Annotated in this window: 9 protein-coding genes; 7 read left to right on the top strand and 2 right to left on the bottom strand. The window is 39.1% G+C overall.

Annotation, left to right across the window (positions count from 1 at the left end; all coding sequences use genetic code 11):
• Window positions 1-43: 43 nt before the first annotated feature.
• Window positions 44-1,372, bottom strand: coding sequence for a polysaccharide biosynthesis protein (locus ACFW35_RS09140; protein WP_379845224.1), 1,329 nt, complete (start codon window positions 1,370-1,372; stop codon window positions 44-46).
• A gap of 132 nt (window positions 1,373-1,504) precedes the next feature.
• Between ACFW35_RS09140 and ACFW35_RS09135 the strand changes: the two genes are divergently transcribed.
• The 6 genes from ACFW35_RS09135 (at window position 1,505) to ACFW35_RS09110 (ending at window position 9,512) form a co-directional block, all read left to right on the top strand.
• A complete protein-coding gene (locus ACFW35_RS09135; RefSeq protein WP_379845222.1) occupies window positions 1,505-2,776 on the top strand; it encodes a M24 family metallopeptidase in 1,272 nt (423 codons plus the stop codon).
• 94 nt (window positions 2,777-2,870) lie between these two features.
• Window positions 2,871-3,368, top strand: a complete 498-nt coding sequence (locus tag ACFW35_RS09130; RefSeq protein ID WP_379845220.1) for a hypothetical protein — start codon at window positions 2,871-2,873, stop codon at window positions 3,366-3,368.
• A gap of 102 nt (window positions 3,369-3,470) precedes the next feature.
• On the top strand, window positions 3,471-4,211 hold the full coding sequence (locus tag ACFW35_RS09125; RefSeq protein WP_379845219.1) for a CBS domain-containing protein: 741 nt from the start codon (window positions 3,471-3,473) through the stop codon (window positions 4,209-4,211).
• Window positions 4,212-4,737: 526 nt separating this feature from the next.
• Window positions 4,738-7,692, top strand: a complete 2,955-nt coding sequence (fdhF, locus tag ACFW35_RS09120) for a formate dehydrogenase subunit alpha (RefSeq protein ID WP_379845217.1) — start codon at window positions 4,738-4,740, stop codon at window positions 7,690-7,692.
• Complete coding sequence (locus ACFW35_RS09115; RefSeq protein WP_379845216.1) at window positions 7,685-8,230, top strand: DUF1641 domain-containing protein; 546 nt, start codon at window positions 7,685-7,687, stop codon at window positions 8,228-8,230. Before fdhF ends, ACFW35_RS09115 begins: the two co-directional genes overlap by 8 nt.
• A 22-nt stretch (window positions 8,231-8,252) precedes the next feature.
• The gene (locus ACFW35_RS09110) at window positions 8,253-9,512 is read left to right on the top strand and encodes an L-lactate MFS transporter (protein ID WP_379845214.1); all 1,260 of its coding nucleotides are present in this window, start codon (window positions 8,253-8,255) and stop codon (window positions 9,510-9,512) included.
• A 213-nt stretch (window positions 9,513-9,725) separates the two neighbouring features.
• Here the strand turns inward: ACFW35_RS09110 and ACFW35_RS09105 are convergent, their stop codons facing one another.
• On the bottom strand, window positions 9,726-10,628 hold the full coding sequence (locus tag ACFW35_RS09105) for a LysR family transcriptional regulator (RefSeq protein ID WP_379834218.1): 903 nt from the start codon (window positions 10,626-10,628) through the stop codon (window positions 9,726-9,728).
• Between the two features lie 138 nt (window positions 10,629-10,766).
• Here ACFW35_RS09105 and gltB point away from each other — a divergent pair, with 138 nt between their 5' ends.
• Complete coding sequence (gene gltB / locus ACFW35_RS09100) at window positions 10,767-15,323, top strand: glutamate synthase large subunit (RefSeq protein WP_379845212.1); 4,557 nt, start codon at window positions 10,767-10,769, stop codon at window positions 15,321-15,323.
• The last annotated feature ends 16 nt before the right edge of the window (window positions 15,324-15,339 follow it).

The following is a 15,339-nucleotide window of genomic DNA, read 5'->3' as shown; positions in this document are numbered from 1 at the left end:
AAAAGGCATCCCTTAAGGAATTATCCTTATAGAGATGCCCTTTTTATTCTTGATAATTGTTTTTTGCACTCAGCCAGAAGGTAATGCCGATAGCTTTGCATACTGAAAAATAATGAAGGAGCATAAGAAGAACAGAACCTGCATTCATACCAATAATAACACCGTGCATTCCAAATGATGGCTGTGAGCCTAAGATATACATAAGAAAAAAAGAAATGATTGTTGCCCATACAGACTGGATAAAAGCAGTAGTTATCAATCCTAAACCAATTAAATATGCCTGAAGCGGAATTAAGAAGAAAGTAAATAAAAAGCTTGGCCATAAAAGTTCCAGATAGATTGCAGCTGAAGAAGAGTGAAAGAACAACACCGTTAATTTCTCAGAAAACAAAAGGAAAATAACTACTGCAGGAAAACCATATGCTGCTGTTATTTTCATAACCCTCATAAGAAGTATTTTTAATGTATCCATATCTTTTTTTGCAGTCGCTTCAGAAACTGTCGGTATTAGTACAACTAACAAAGAGTGCGCAATAAATGCAGGGAAGAACCCAATAGTTATAGCAACACCTGCAAGCAGCCCAAACTGTTCAGTTGCCGCCACATCAGATAGTCCAGTCAAAGTAAGTGAGTATTTAATCAAAAAAGGCTGAACTGCATTTGTAAATGCATGAAAAAGACGCAGTCCTGTTGTTGGAATGGTCACAACCATTAAGCTTTTTGTAACTTCTCCGGCACTTAAATCATGATTTGATTGGGATTTCATTTTTCTGAATTGCAGCAAATAAGCTGTAAACAAATAAACGAAAACAACAAGTTCACTTCCAACAAAAGTAGCTAATGCAATTAAGATTGCTGTTTCTCGATCAAAGGAAAATAATTGATAAATACCTGCCAGTAATATAAGCTGTGCAAATTTACGGAATAGATTAGAAAAAGCGAGTTTTCCCATCTGCTGCTTCCCCATGAAAAAACCTCTGGCGATCGAGGTAAGCGAGATTAGCGGAATTAAAAGCACCATTAACCATCTTACAAGAGGATGATAGCTGTTAAAGACCGGAATAAAAGGAAGTACAAATACAGCAATAATAATCATAGCTGCCGTTAGAATCAACGTTAGCTTAGTCGCATGTTTCAGCATGCTGTAGTGCTGTTTTTCTTCTTTTTCTGCTACAAATTTAGATATGGAGATTGGCAGCTCTAGACTTGCAATGATGATAATTAAAATAACTGTTGGAAAAATAGACATATAATGGCCTAATCCCAATTCTCCCAATTGACGTGCAAGTATCATATTCACAATAAATTCTAAGCTTTCTCCCACTAACGCTGCAGCTGCAAGCAGCAAAACTCCCCGAAAAAATATATTCATATCATGGTGCATCTCCTTGTACACTTTGTCCTCATATTCATATGCATTAATTTATAAAACAGACCACGAAGGACTTTTCATATACAAAGGAGAAAAGTTTAATTAAACATTGATAGAAAGGAATGAGAAATCGTGGCAATTCAAATAGATCAAAAACCATATAAAATAAAATCACTTATTGAAAGAGACAAAATAACAGATGAATGGCTGCTCACGAGACTAGAGGTTTTACTGCCAATTTTGATGAATAAACATAATTTCGATATGTGGATTACACTTGGAAGGGAATATCATGAAGATCCTGTAGCCATTACTCTTTTTCCTTCCTCAATAGACAGCTCGCGGCGTTTAACGATATTCGTTTTTGTTAGAGAAAAGGATACGGGAAAAGTAAAAAGGCTAGTAATTTCTTCGAATAAACAATTTGAACCCTATTATACATGCTGCATGGGGAAGAAAGGGGAAGGACCATTTGATTTACTAAGAAAACTAATGGATACATATCAGCCAGATCAAATCGCGGTTAACCATTCTACCCATTTTTCATTTTGTGATGGGTTAAGCCATTCTTATTATCAGACGATGACAGATACGATCGGAAAAGATTACTCATCTAAATTAGTATCTTCAGCTCCTTTGGCTATTGATTGGCTTCAATTTCGAACAGATTCGGAACTAGCAGCATATAAAGAACTGGCCTCTATTACCCGTTTGATAGCTAAACAGGCTTTATCTGATCAAGTGATTTCTCCAAATCTAACTGCTTCCCGTGAAGTAGTTGAATGGATCAGGCAAAGAACCTTTGATCTTGGATTAAAAACTTCTTTCTATCCTACAGTTGACATTCAAAGAAAAGGATCATCAGCTGATAGGATTGAAGACACTATTCTGCCTGGTGACATTGTACACCTTGATTTCGGCATTGAATATTTAGGACTTTGTTCAGATACACAGCAGTTAGCCTATGTCCTACATCCAGAAGAAAATGAAGTTCCAAAAGGACTCCGGAATGCCTTAATTACAGCTAACAAATTTGAAGATATCGTCTTTGAATCCGTTAAATCAAGTATGACAGGTAATGAAGTCTTTGAAGAAGTGATGGAGAAAGCTTTGGCATGCGGCATTTCACCCATGCTATATTCCCACCCTATTGGTTACCATTGTCACGCCGCAGGTCCTTTAATAGGGTTATTTGATAAGCAGGAACCAAATCCTGTTCGGGGGGAATTGCAGATTCTGAATAATACGTGCTATGCATTAGAGTTTAACATTAGACAATTTATACCCGAATGGAATAAGGATATTCCTATATACCTTGAGGAATCGGTCTGCTTTAAAGATGATAAATTGCATTACTTAACAAATAGGCAAACTGAATTCTATGTAATATCTTCTAGACATTAATAGCAGGCAACAATTTACATTTGATATATCTCCTTGCCTTTTGTAAAATGAGAAACTGTGTGTTTCTGTTAAAAATCTAAAAGGAGGGATTTATATGTTGCTGCTTGGGCTTGAAAAAGAAACAGAAAACAAACTTGACCGGGATGATCTGGAATTTCAACTTCTCCGATTACAGAACGATATGAAACAAATTGCGAAAGACTATGATGTAATTGGTGTTGACCAAACAAAAGACGATAATCTTGTTATCGTATATAAAACAGAAGAAATGGATCAGTGCAAAATCATGCTAAACGATTGTGAATCTAGATATGATGGCTGGGATTTTGCCATTGATGCGGTATATGAAGATGAAAACACCCTTCATATAGGTGATATAAAGGGACCTGCTAATAAAGGATATGGATCGATCTGTATGGCATATTTAAAAGAAACTGCATCAGACAATAATATTCCATTAATCAAAGGTGACATTGCTAAAAGAGACTGGGATCACGTTGATCGTTTAATTCACTTTTATGAAAAGCATGATTTTGAAGTTGAACTAGACGTAGAAAATAAATGCGGAAAAATTGAATGGAAGGATTTTTAGATTAAAGATGTGTATCAAATGATGCGCTTCTTTTTTTTTGTTTATTAAATGTCTGTTTGAGGGTAGAAAGAGTGTAGTGGAACATATAAGGAGAGATAGAACATGACCGTGACTCATTTAAAAACCAATAAAGAAAATGCTTTGTCAGAACGTTTTGAGATCGCATTTAATCAAATTCATAAGTGTCTAATGGACAAAGTAAAGGATACAAAAGATGATCGGTTTAAGAACTTAGTTGAAGTTGGAATGAAAAAGCATTCTTTAATCAGGTCGTTTTATAATGAGCTTTGCCAGTTCGCGAAGCTTCGAAATGCGATCGTTCACGAAAAAGTTGATCATGATTATTATATTGCAGAGCCGCACCTTGATATTGTGGAGCGCATAGAAAAAATTGCAGGTTATTTTCAAAAGCCTGAAACTGCATTAAGTATTGCTACAAAAGATGTTCACCATTTTAAAGAAAGTGACAGACTAGCTGAAGTATTAAGCTGTATTAGAGAAACATCTTATTCCCGGTTTCCTGTATATAATGAAAAAGGGGAATATCTTTGGCTCTTAACTGCAACCTATTTATTAAATTGGCTTAGCGACCGGCTGGCAGATCAGGTTATTGATTTAAGCAATGCAAAAATATCTGATATCACAAGAAAAAAAGGAAAGCAATTAGTAGCATTTATTTCAAAAACTTCAAGTATATTTAAAGCGGAAGAAATATTCGAAACGTTCCATAAAGAAGACAAAAAACTTGAAGCAATCATCATCACGCTAAATGGAAGTGAAAATGAAAAACCGCTCGGGATTGTAACTTCTTATGACTTAATCGAAATTGATCTAGATAGCTGATTTCCTTAGACACTTCATAGGTGTCTTTTTTTTGCTCTATTCGCAAACTATGTTTCTCTTGAAAGTGGTTGATTTCCGCTCCAGGATGCTCGCTTTTTGCGGGGCGTGCGGTGAGTCTTGGTGAAGATGGATATTCAAGAAAACACGTGTGCTCCTGCGTCTACAAGAAAATCCTTACGATGCGATCTTCCTCGTCGCATGCCTTGCAAGAGGAATACTCATGTAGTTGGCACGCTGATCCCGCAGGAAAATGAAGGCTTCGACAGCGTTACATCGCACGAAGAAAATGTGATTTGCATTTTCGAGGAGTCTCACACCTTGCGCTCCAATCAATTAGTCAAAGAAGTGTAAGCCACAAAAAAGTTGAAAAGCAATAATCTTTTAGAAATGAGCCATTTTTTATGTTTATAATACAGCACAGGATTTGAATAAACTAATTTGTTTAAGGAGATAACGATTAGGGAATCGGCATTTTTAGATGACTGATTTTTTTGTAAGTAACTTTTATTGAAAGGGTGAAATCATTTTGTCCGATTATTCTATTAAAATTAATGGTTCTGAAGTAAAAGCAAACAAAGATCAGACGATTTTAAATCTGCTTACTGACAGTCCTGATCAAGTTCCTCATGTATGCTATCACCCCAGTTTGGGACCGATTGAAACCTGTGACACATGTATTGTAAAAGTAAATGGCGAATTTGTTAGAGCTTGTTCCACCACCCTCAAAGAAGGCGATGAGGTTGATACGAACTCAGATGAAGTGAAAGAAGCTCAAGTCATTGGAATGGACCGGATCCTGTTTAACCATGAATTGTATTGTACAGTTTGTGATTATAACAATGGCGGATGCGAAATACATAATACCGTTAAAGAGATGAAGATAAACCATCAAAGCATTCCTTTCGATCACAAGCCATATGAAGTAGATAGCTCCAATCCTTTCTACAGATATGACCCGGATCAATGTATTTTGTGCGGACGATGTGTTGAAGCATGTCAGGATGTTCAAGTAACTGAAACCCTTTCAATTGACTGGGACCGTGAAAGACCTCGTGTAATCTGGGATAAAGATGTGCCGATTAACGAATCTTCATGTGTTTCTTGCGGACATTGCTCTACGGTATGTCCTTGTAATGCCATGATGGAAAAAGGAATGGAAGGCGAAGCTGGCTACATGACCGGGATTAACCGGGAAACTCTACGTCCAATGATCGAAATCACGAAGAGCGTAGAAACAGGGTACGGCTCTATTTTAGCCATTTCAGATATGGAAGCCGCAATGCGTGAACAACGGATAAAAAAGACGAAAACGGTTTGTACGTATTGCGGAGTGGGCTGCAGTTTTGATGTGTGGACAAAAGGCCGGGAGATTTTAAAAGTGGATCCACAAATCCAAGCTCCTGCAAACGGGATATCCACTTGTATTAAAGGAAAATTCGGCTGGGATTTTGTGAACAGCGAAGAACGGTTAACAAAACCATTGATTCGTGAAGGAGATGCATTCAGAGAAGCCACTTGGGATGAAGCGTTAAACCTGATAGCCTCTAAGTTTACAGATATAAAAGAAAAACATGGTTCACAAGCTTTAAGCTTTATCAGTTCGTCTAAATGTACGAACGAAGAGTCTTATTTAATGCAAAAATTGGCGCGGGGAGTTATTGGAACGAACAACATCGATAACTGTTCACGATACTGCCAGACACCCGCGACAATGGGATTAATCCGTACCGTAGGCCATGGAGGAGATTCAGGTTCCATTAAAGATATTGAAAAATCAGAGCTCGTGATCGTTATAGGATCTAATACATCCGAATCCCATCCGGTACTCGCTACAAGAGTTAAACGTTCTCACAAGTTAAATGGTCAGAAACTGATTGTCGCGGACCTCCGTAAACATGAAATGGCAGACCGTGCTGATCTTTTTATTCAGCCTAGGGCAGGTTCTGATTTAGTATGGCTTTCAGCAGTCACGAAATATATTCTGGATCAAGGCTGGGAGGACAAGGAATTTTTAGACAAGCAAGTGAATGGATTAGAAGAATTCAAACAGAATCTTGAAAAGTTCACATTGGAATATGCTGAGAAGGCAACAGGACTTCCACAAGAGGAGCTAATCAAAATTGCAGAAACGATCCACCTATCAAAGAGTGTTTGTATTCTTTGGGCAATGGGAGTTACACAGCATACGGGTGGCAGCGATACAAGTACTGCTATTTCAAATTTGCTGCTTGTCACAGGGAATTACGGAAGACCAGGTGTAGGATCTTATCCTCTTAGAGGCCATAACAATGTACAAGGTGCAAGTGATTTTGGAAGCATGCCGGATCGCCTGCCTTCTTATGAAAAAGTTTCAGATGAAAAAGTAAGAGCAAAATATGAAAAAGTTTGGGGAGTGAAAATACCGGAAGAACCAGGACTCAACAATCACGAGATGGTGGCTGGCATACATGAGGGTTATGTTAAGGCTATGTACCTAAAAGGGGAAGACATGGGTATCGTGGATTCTAACATTAACCATGTCCATGCAGCTTATGAAAAACTGGATTTCTTTGTTGTTCAGGATATTTTCTTCACCAGAACTGCTGAGTTTGCAGATGTTGTATTGCCAGCAAGCCCAAGTCTTGAAAAAGAAGGAACCTTCACAAATACAGAGCGAAGAATACAACGGTTATATCAAGTTCTCGAACCATTAGGTGAATCAAAACCTGATTGGCAGATTATACAGGAAATCGCAAACCGTCTTGGAGCTGGATGGAATTACACGCATCCCAGTGACATTATGGATGAAGCTGCACAATTAGCACCGCTGTTCGCTGGTGTTTCTTATGAAAGATTAGAAGGATACAAAAGTCTTCAATGGCCTGTTGCACCTGATGGAACAGATACACCCATTCTATTTTTAGATGGTTTTCCTTTTGATGATCGGAAAGCAAGATTATTTCCTGTTGACTGGACAGAACCGAAAGAATTTGGTGAAGAATACGATATACATGTAAACAACGGCAGAATCTTAGAACACTTCCATGAAGGAAACATGACGTATAAGTCGGAAGGAATAACCTCTAAAACGCCTAACGTATTTCTGGAAATCTCACATGAACTTGCAAAAGAAAGAGGCATTAAAGATGGAACTCTTGTACGCTTATCCTCTCCATATGGAAGTGTTAAAGTAAAGTGTTTGATCACAGATCGAGTGAAGGGCAAAGAAGTCTATTTACCGATGAACGATAATGGCGAAGCAGCGATTAATTTACTAACGAGCAGCTACTCAGACAAAGATACGGATACGCCAGCTTATAAAGAAACAAGTGCAAAGCTAGAGATCTTACAAGCAGAAGGTGTAAACCCGCTTCCAAGAACGAATTTCAGATACGGTAACCCACAGCCGCAAATAGGAGTAGCTGTCGAAAAGAAATGGGCCAGAAAAGACTATATTTTCCCTGGAGATGTCGTGAAAAAGGAGCGAAAGCAACATGGCTAAGGCGATTAAGAAAGTTTATAGATTGACCGTGCCGGAGGAAGAACAGCGTAAGAATGATTTGAGTGAAGTTGAGGATGCTTTGATTAAAAATAAGAAAGCGATCTTGCAAACGCTCGAGATTATGAATCATATGGAGGAAAAAGGGATTCTCTCGCTGTTAAACGGGTTATTTGGCCAAGGTGACAAAGTATTAGATGTTGCCGTTAAAGCAATGGACAAACCTGAGAACACGAACACCATGAAGAATCTACTGTTGCTGCTGGGAACGCTCGGAATGATCAACGTGAGACAGCTTGAACCTTTCTTATTAAAGATCGACGCAGGAATAGCCAGAGTTGCCGAATATAAAGACACTGATGAAAAAACAGGATATTTAGATCTTGTAAAATCTATAAAAGACCCAGAGGTTAACAGAGCCATCACCATTCTGATGCAATTTTTAAAAGGAATGGGACAAGAAACCGAACCTTATGAAAAGACAACTCAAGATACTCCAGAAAAACGTGCTAACCAAACTAAAGATAAAACAATGGAGTAAAAATGGGTAAAGGAGAAAAGCAATGGCTAAAAAAGTAAAGAACCGCTGGTTAATTGCAGCAGCTGCTGTTGGTATACACATATCAATAGGTTCAGTCTATTCCTGGAGTGTGTTTACAAATCCACTCCGTGAAAAACATGATTGGGGACTAAGTGAAATTTCATTAACTTTTAGTATTGCAATCTTGTTTTTAGGGTTATCAGCTGCGTTTATGGGACATTTTGTAGAACGATATGGTCCGCGTATATCAGGATTAATAGCTTCAGCGTGTTTCGGAGCGGGACTCATAGGTGCAGGTTTCGCGGACAGTATCGGTTCATTGTATATGCTTTACTTTTTCTATGGAGCATTGGGCGGGATCGGTCTTGGAATCGGCTATATTACACCCGTTTCCTCACTTGTAAAATGGTTTCCGGACAGGAGGGGACTTGCGACAGGTTTAGCTATCATGGGGTTCGGATTCGCCTCGCTAATCGCGAGTCCGGTTATCGCTAAACTTATCAATGTGATTGGAATCTCAAACACTTTTTATCTGTTAGGTGTTATTTATTTTGGAATAATGTTTCTATCTTCTCTTTATCTTGCTCCTCCTCCAAAAGATTGGCAGCCAGAGGAGATGGATGAAAGGAATAAAAAAGAAGAAAAACAAACTAAAGATCTTGCCCAGCTTACAGCAAATGAAGCCGTAAAAACGATTCGCTTTTGGGCGCTTTGGGCAATGCTCTTCATCAATGTAACCTGCGGCATCGCGGTTATATCCGTAGCTTCTCCAATGGCACAGGATATCGCAGGACTAAGCGCAGGTGCAGCGGCAACAATGGTTGGTATCATGGGATTATTCAATGGATTTGGACGAATAGGATGGGCTTCAGTTTCAGACTATATTGGACGTCCAAATGTATATACCACTTTCTTTGCATTGCAAACCGTTGCGTTTTTACTACTGCCAAACGTAACGAATGCGTTTTTATTTCAGCTCTTAATATATGTAATCCTTACGTGTTATGGAGGCGGGTTCGCTTCCGTACCGGCGTACATTGGAGATCTATTTGGAACAAAGCAGCTTGGCGCAATACACGGTTATATATTAACAGCTTGGGCGGCTGCTGGCCTCGTGGGTCCACTAGTGGTTTCGTGGATTCGTGAAACAACGAACAGCTACTCTCTGACACTCTACATCTTCACTGGTGCTTTTGTAGCAGCACTGGCTATATCAATATTAATCCGTATTAATATTCGCAACATTAGAAGAGCGAACAATAACACACAAGCTGCAGGTTGAAATAATAAGAGAATGACCCAAATCGTTCATGGTTTGGGTCATTTTTTTTAAAAAAGAGGTTAATTATGTCGAGTGGCGGACACCTATCCGATTTCTTTGGTTTAGCGGTGCCTTGAGAAGATCGACGAGTCTACAATCCTCGACAAATTTCAATTCCTAACTGCTCTCGATTACCCTCATCCCAATCTAAATTAAACAACAAAAGGGTTACTTTTATTGATACTGCTCCAGCACAGAGAAGAACTTTATAACAAATTCATAAAATACCTGTTCCGCAGGTGCAAGTTCACGGCCACGGGGAGTGATTATCCCAACCGTTCGTTTCACATCTGGAATTTCTATTGGGATTTTCACAGTAAAACGAGGTTTAGTTTCATAGAAAGAACTATCGGGTAAAAGTGTTACACCCATACCAGCTGTGACTAAGCCTTTTATAGCATCAAGATCTTCACCTTCACAAGCGATTTTGGGTATGAAGCCTGATTCTTTACAAGCATTCACAACAACTTCTCGTAAAATATACCCATCAGGAAATAGGACAAAATCGTCATTTCTTAAATCACTTAATAAAAGAGTTCTTTTTTCAGCTAAGGGATGCTGTTCGGGCAATAATGCAGAGATTTTTTCAGTGAACAATATAAAGCCTTCCAAATCAGGATCATTCGTCGGTACCGGTCCAAGAAAAGCTAAATCTATGTCACCGTTCTTAACACTTTCAGTTAAAAATCGATAAGAACCTTGTCGTAGATGAAAGGCAATATTCGGATGTTCTCTTTTAAAAGCAGATACTACTGTCGGAAGCAGATGACCGGCAAGACTAGTCGGAAATCCAATCTTAATCGTACCTCTTTCAGGATCTAAGTATTCATCTATCTGCTTTTTGGCATGTTCGATTGCTTTCATCGCCGTTTTTGCATGAGTTAAAAATAACCGGCCAACAGGTGACAGTTTGATATTTCTGCCTTCTCGCTCAAACAGTTCTACACCTAATTCGGATTCTAAGTTTGCTATTTGACGGCTAACGGCAGACTGAGCTACATGCAATGCAAGCGCAGCTTCTGATACGTGTTCTCGTTCCGCAACTTCAATAAAATACGCTAATTGACGAATCTCCATAACATTCCCACAACCAATCATTCTCAAATTGAGATCGTTTTAATCTAAATTATATATTGTTTCGATTAATTATAAACCTTAAACTAATTGAAAGAAAGTTTTGAACATTAAGTTGAAAACGTGAAGGGGGAGTAACCGATGACCTACAGTCAATTTCCAGAACCACAAGGGTTATATAGTCCGAACTTTGAACATGATGCTTGTGGAATTGGTCTATACGCTCATCTAAAAGGGCATGCTACCCATCAAATAGTGAAAAAAGGACTTCATATGCTATGCCAGCTTGATCATCGCGGAGGGCAAGGAAGTGACCCGTTAACAGGTGATGGAGCAGGCTTGATGACTAAATTGCCGCATCGTTTCTTTAAAAAGGTATTTGATTTTGAATTGCCGGAACCAGGCAGATACGGTGCAGGAATGATTTTTTTTCCGAACGATAAAGAAGCTCAAATGAAACTTGAAAATCAAATTAATTATTTTATTGAACAAGAAGGACAGAAACTTTTAGGGTGGAGAACTGTACCGATTGATAGTTCTTCAATCGGAGAAAAAGCCCAAAATACATGTCCGGTTGTCAAGCAGGTGTTTATTGCTTGTAATGACTCCATTACTGACGAGCTTGTTTTTGAGCGAAAACTTTTTGTCATCCGAAAGCAAGCAGAACACTGGGCAAGACAAAACGGGCTGCAAACTTATTTTGCGAGTCTGTCTACACAAACCATCGTCTATAAAGGACTATTAACACCAGAGCAAGTTGATACTTTTTATATTGACTTGCAGGATGAGGATTTCGTGTCCCCATTCGCTTTAGTGCATTCCCGTTTTAGCACAAATACATTTCCAACTTGGGAACGCGCACATCCAAACCGTTATATCATTCATAACGGTGAGATCAACACTCTTCAAGGCAATATGAATTGGATGAAAGCACGTGAAAAACAGTTTGTATCTGAAGCATTTGGCGATGATATTCAAAAGCTCCTTCCGATTTTAGATGCTGATGGAAGTGATTCTTCTATTTTAGACCAGGCGTTTGAATTTTTTGTACTTGCAGGAAGAAAGCCTTCGCATACAGCTATGATGCTGATTCCAGAACCGTGGAGTGAGAATCCGCATCTAGAACAAGAAAGACGTGCTTTTTATGAATACCACAGCTGTTTAATGGAACCGTGGGATGGACCTACAGCCATTTCATTTACAAACGGTAAACAGATAGGCGCGATTCTCGACAGAAACGGTTTGCGTCCAGCAAGATATTACGTAACAAAAGATGATTATATTATCTTCTCTTCAGAAGTAGGTGTCATTGACGTTGAAGAAGATAACATTCTTTACAAAGAGCGATTAAGTCCTGGAAGAATGCTTCTTATCGACATAGAAGAGGGACGCATTATTACTGATAATGAAATAAAGGCAGAAATGGCTAATGAACAGCCTTATGAAGAATGGCTGACAAACGGATTGCTTCAATTAGAAAATAACGGGGAAGAGCCTGTTGTTAATTTAGAAGATATTAGAAGAAAACAAAAAGCTTTTGGGTATACGTATGAAGATATTCATAAATATTTAATTCCTGTAATTACCGAAGGAAAAGATCCAATAGGATCAATGGGAAATGATACACCTCTTGCCGTGTTATCAGACAGACCGCAATCATTATTTAACTATTTCAAACAATTATTTGCACAAGTTACAAATCCGCCAATCGATGCTATTCGAGAAAAAATCGTAACTTCAACGATGACATTGCTGGGCGGTGAGGGTAATCTGCTGCATCCCGGACCGCAGAACGCCCGCAGAATTCAATTGGATTCTCCTGTTCTGACAACAAATGAATTTAATCAGATAAAAGATAATGACATCACTGACTTTAAACCCGCGATTTTGCAAACACTTTTTTCTGAAGATTTGGAAAACGATTTGAATTCTTTCCATATTAAAGCAGAAAAAGCTATTTCCGATGGTGCAAGCATTCTTATATTATCGGACCGAGAAATGGATTCTTTTCAAACACCAATACCAGTTCTGCTTGCGGTTAGTTCTTTGCACCATTATCTAGTTCAGAAGGGCTTACGCACAAAAGTAAGCTTGATCGTTGAAGCTGGCGAGGTAAGAGAAGTCCATCACTTTGCTGCTTTAATTGGATATGGTGCAGATGCAATCTATCCGTATTTAACTTATAAAACGTTTGAAGAAGCAATAGAAGAGGGTCATATCAAGCTCTCACTTCAAGAGACAGTAAAGAAGTATAAAAAAGGTGTAACAGATGGAATTGTTAAAGTGATGTCAAAAATGGGTATTTCCACTGTTCAAAGTTATCGAGGTGCTCAAATTTTTGAAGCGGTAGGTATTGGAAAAGAAGTTATTGATCGTTATTTCCCTGCAACTGCCTCTCAAATTAATGGCATCACACTTGCTGAGATCCAAAAAGAAGCCCAGTTGCGACATCAAGAAGGGTTTATGGAAACGATTGAGGATACTCTAGATTCAGGAAGTGACTTCCAATGGAGAAACTCAGGTGAACATCATGCCTTTAATCCAAAAACGATTCATACCTTGCAATGGGCTTGTCGTAAGAATGACTATTCGTTGTTTAAAACTTTTTCAAAACTAGCGGACGATGAGCGCACAACCTTCTTAAGAAACTTATTTTCGTTCAAACCTGAAGCAAAAATCATACCTCTTGAAGAAGTTGAGCCTGCAGAATCCATCGTTAAACGGTTTAAGACCGGAGCTATGTCATTCGGATCATTGAGTGCAGAAGCACATGAATCACTTGCGATTGCAATGAACCGTCTAGGCGGGAAAAGCAACAGCGGTGAAGGCGGAGAAAATCCTGCTCGATTCATTCCCGATGCGAATGGAAACAACAGAAGAAGCGGCATCAAACAAGTTGCGTCAGGAAGATTCGGTGTTAAAAGTCATTATTTAGTTAATGCTGATGAGCTGCAAATCAAGATGGCTCAAGGAGCAAAACCTGGTGAAGGAGGTCAGCTACCTGGAAATAAAGTTTATCCTTGGGTTGCTGATGTTCGCGGATCAACTCCTGGTGTCGGTCTGATCTCACCACCGCCGCATCATGATATCTATTCGATTGAAGATATGGCTCAGCTAATACATGATTTAAAAAATGCAAACCGTGCTGCAAGAATCAGTGTAAAACTTGTAGCAAAATCAGGTGTAGGTACGATTGCTGCAGGTGTAGCGAAAGGGGCTGCTGATGTTATCGTAATCAGCGGTTATGACGGAGGAACAGGGGCGTCTCCAAAAACGAGTATCAAGCATACTGGACTTCCATGGGAACTAGGTCTTGCTGAGACTCACCAAACATTGATGCTGAATGGACTTCGTGACCGTGTAACCCTAGAAACAGACGGTAAACTAATGACTGGTAAAGATGTAGTACTAGCGGCTCTATTAGGTGCTGAGGAATATGGATTCGCAACTGCTCCGTTAGTTGTCTTGGGATGTGTGATGATGCGTGCATGTCATCTGGATACTTGTCCAGTGGGAGTTGCAACACAAAATCCGGAGCTTAGAAAGAAATTTATGGGTGATCCTGAACATGTTGTAAATTACATGATGTTTGTTGCAGAAGAGATCCGTGAAATCATGGCACAGCTTGGGTTTAGAACAATGGATGAAATGGTTGGCCGTACTGACGTATTAACTGTTGGTGAACGTGCAACGACTCACTGGAAGGCAAAACACTTGGATCTTTCAAGACTTTTATATCAGCCTGAAGGTGTACGAACTTGCAAGACTGCTCAAAATCACAAGATTGATCAATCATTAGATTTACAAGAAATACTTCCTAAACTAAACCCTGCACTTGAACAGCAAAAAGCGGTATCTATAAACCTGCCAATAAAAAATACAAACCGTGTTGCCGGTACGATTGCAGGCAGTGAAATTACTAAACGTTTTGGAGAAGAAGGGTTACCTGAAGATACAGTCACCCTTAACTTTACTGGGTCTGCGGGACAAAGCTTTGGTGCATTTATTCCCCGCGGCATGACTCTATACCTGAATGGGGATAGCAATGACTATTTCGGAAAAGGTCTTTCAGGCGGAAAGATGATTGTTGCTCCTCCAAAAACAGCAGAATACCTGGCAGATGATAATGTGATTGTAGGTAACGTTGCATTCTATGGCGCAACGAGCGGCGAAGCATATATTAATGGTCTGGCTGGTGAAAGATTTGCTGTCAGGAACAGCGGCGCAAACATTGTTGTTGAAGGTATTGGCGATCATGGCTGTGAGTATATGACAGGCGGAAATGTCGTTGTTTTAGGAGATGTCGGTAAAAACTTTGCAGCTGGAATGAGCGGAGGTATTGCTTATATCTACACACATCAGCCACTTCTGTTTAAGAGACTCTGCAATAAAGAAGGTATTGAGTTTGAAAGACTGGTTGACCATGATGAGACTGAATCAGTTAAACAATTAATATTAAATCACTTTGCATATACACAAAGTGGTAAGGCTGCAGCAATTCTAGAGAACTGGAAGTCAGCTCAATCACACTTTGTAAAAGTTATACCGAAAGATTATAAAGAAATGATTAAGAGAATTGATGATGAAAAACAAGCTGGTCTATCAGATCAGGAAGCTGTCATGAACGCATTTGAAGCAAGATCTGCTGCTAATAAACCAGCAGGAAGTCTTGGACCAACTAAATTAATTCTTAAGTAGTCATAAGATGAAAGGA

This window comes from Fictibacillus sp. NPDC058756 (assembly GCF_042746035.1).
Lineage (GTDB): Bacteria > Bacillota > Bacilli > Bacillales > Fictibacillaceae > Fictibacillus.
The sequence above is the reverse complement of the archived record's forward strand: the minus strand, read 5'-3'. Positions and strand labels throughout refer to the sequence as shown.

What these genes read in the sequence shown, in the direction of transcription:
- ACFW35_RS09140 (WP_379845224.1), bottom strand. Translation starts at nt 1,372, where the DNA reads ATGAATATATTTTTTCGGGGAGTTTTGCTGCTTGCAGCTGCAGCGTTA.
- ACFW35_RS09130 (WP_379845220.1), top strand. Translation starts at nt 2,871, where the DNA reads ATGTTGCTGCTTGGGCTTGAAAAAGAAACAGAAAACAAACTTGACCGG.
- ACFW35_RS09125 (WP_379845219.1), top strand. Translation starts at nt 3,471, where the DNA reads ATGACCGTGACTCATTTAAAAACCAATAAAGAAAATGCTTTGTCAGAA.
- ACFW35_RS09115 (WP_379845216.1), top strand. Translation starts at nt 7,685, where the DNA reads ATGGCTAAGGCGATTAAGAAAGTTTATAGATTGACCGTGCCGGAGGAA.
- ACFW35_RS09110 (WP_379845214.1), top strand. Translation starts at nt 8,253, where the DNA reads ATGGCTAAAAAAGTAAAGAACCGCTGGTTAATTGCAGCAGCTGCTGTT.
- ACFW35_RS09105 (WP_379834218.1), bottom strand. Translation starts at nt 10,628, where the DNA reads ATGGAGATTCGTCAATTAGCGTATTTTATTGAAGTTGCGGAACGAGAA.
- gltB (WP_379845212.1), top strand. Translation starts at nt 10,767, where the DNA reads ATGACCTACAGTCAATTTCCAGAACCACAAGGGTTATATAGTCCGAAC.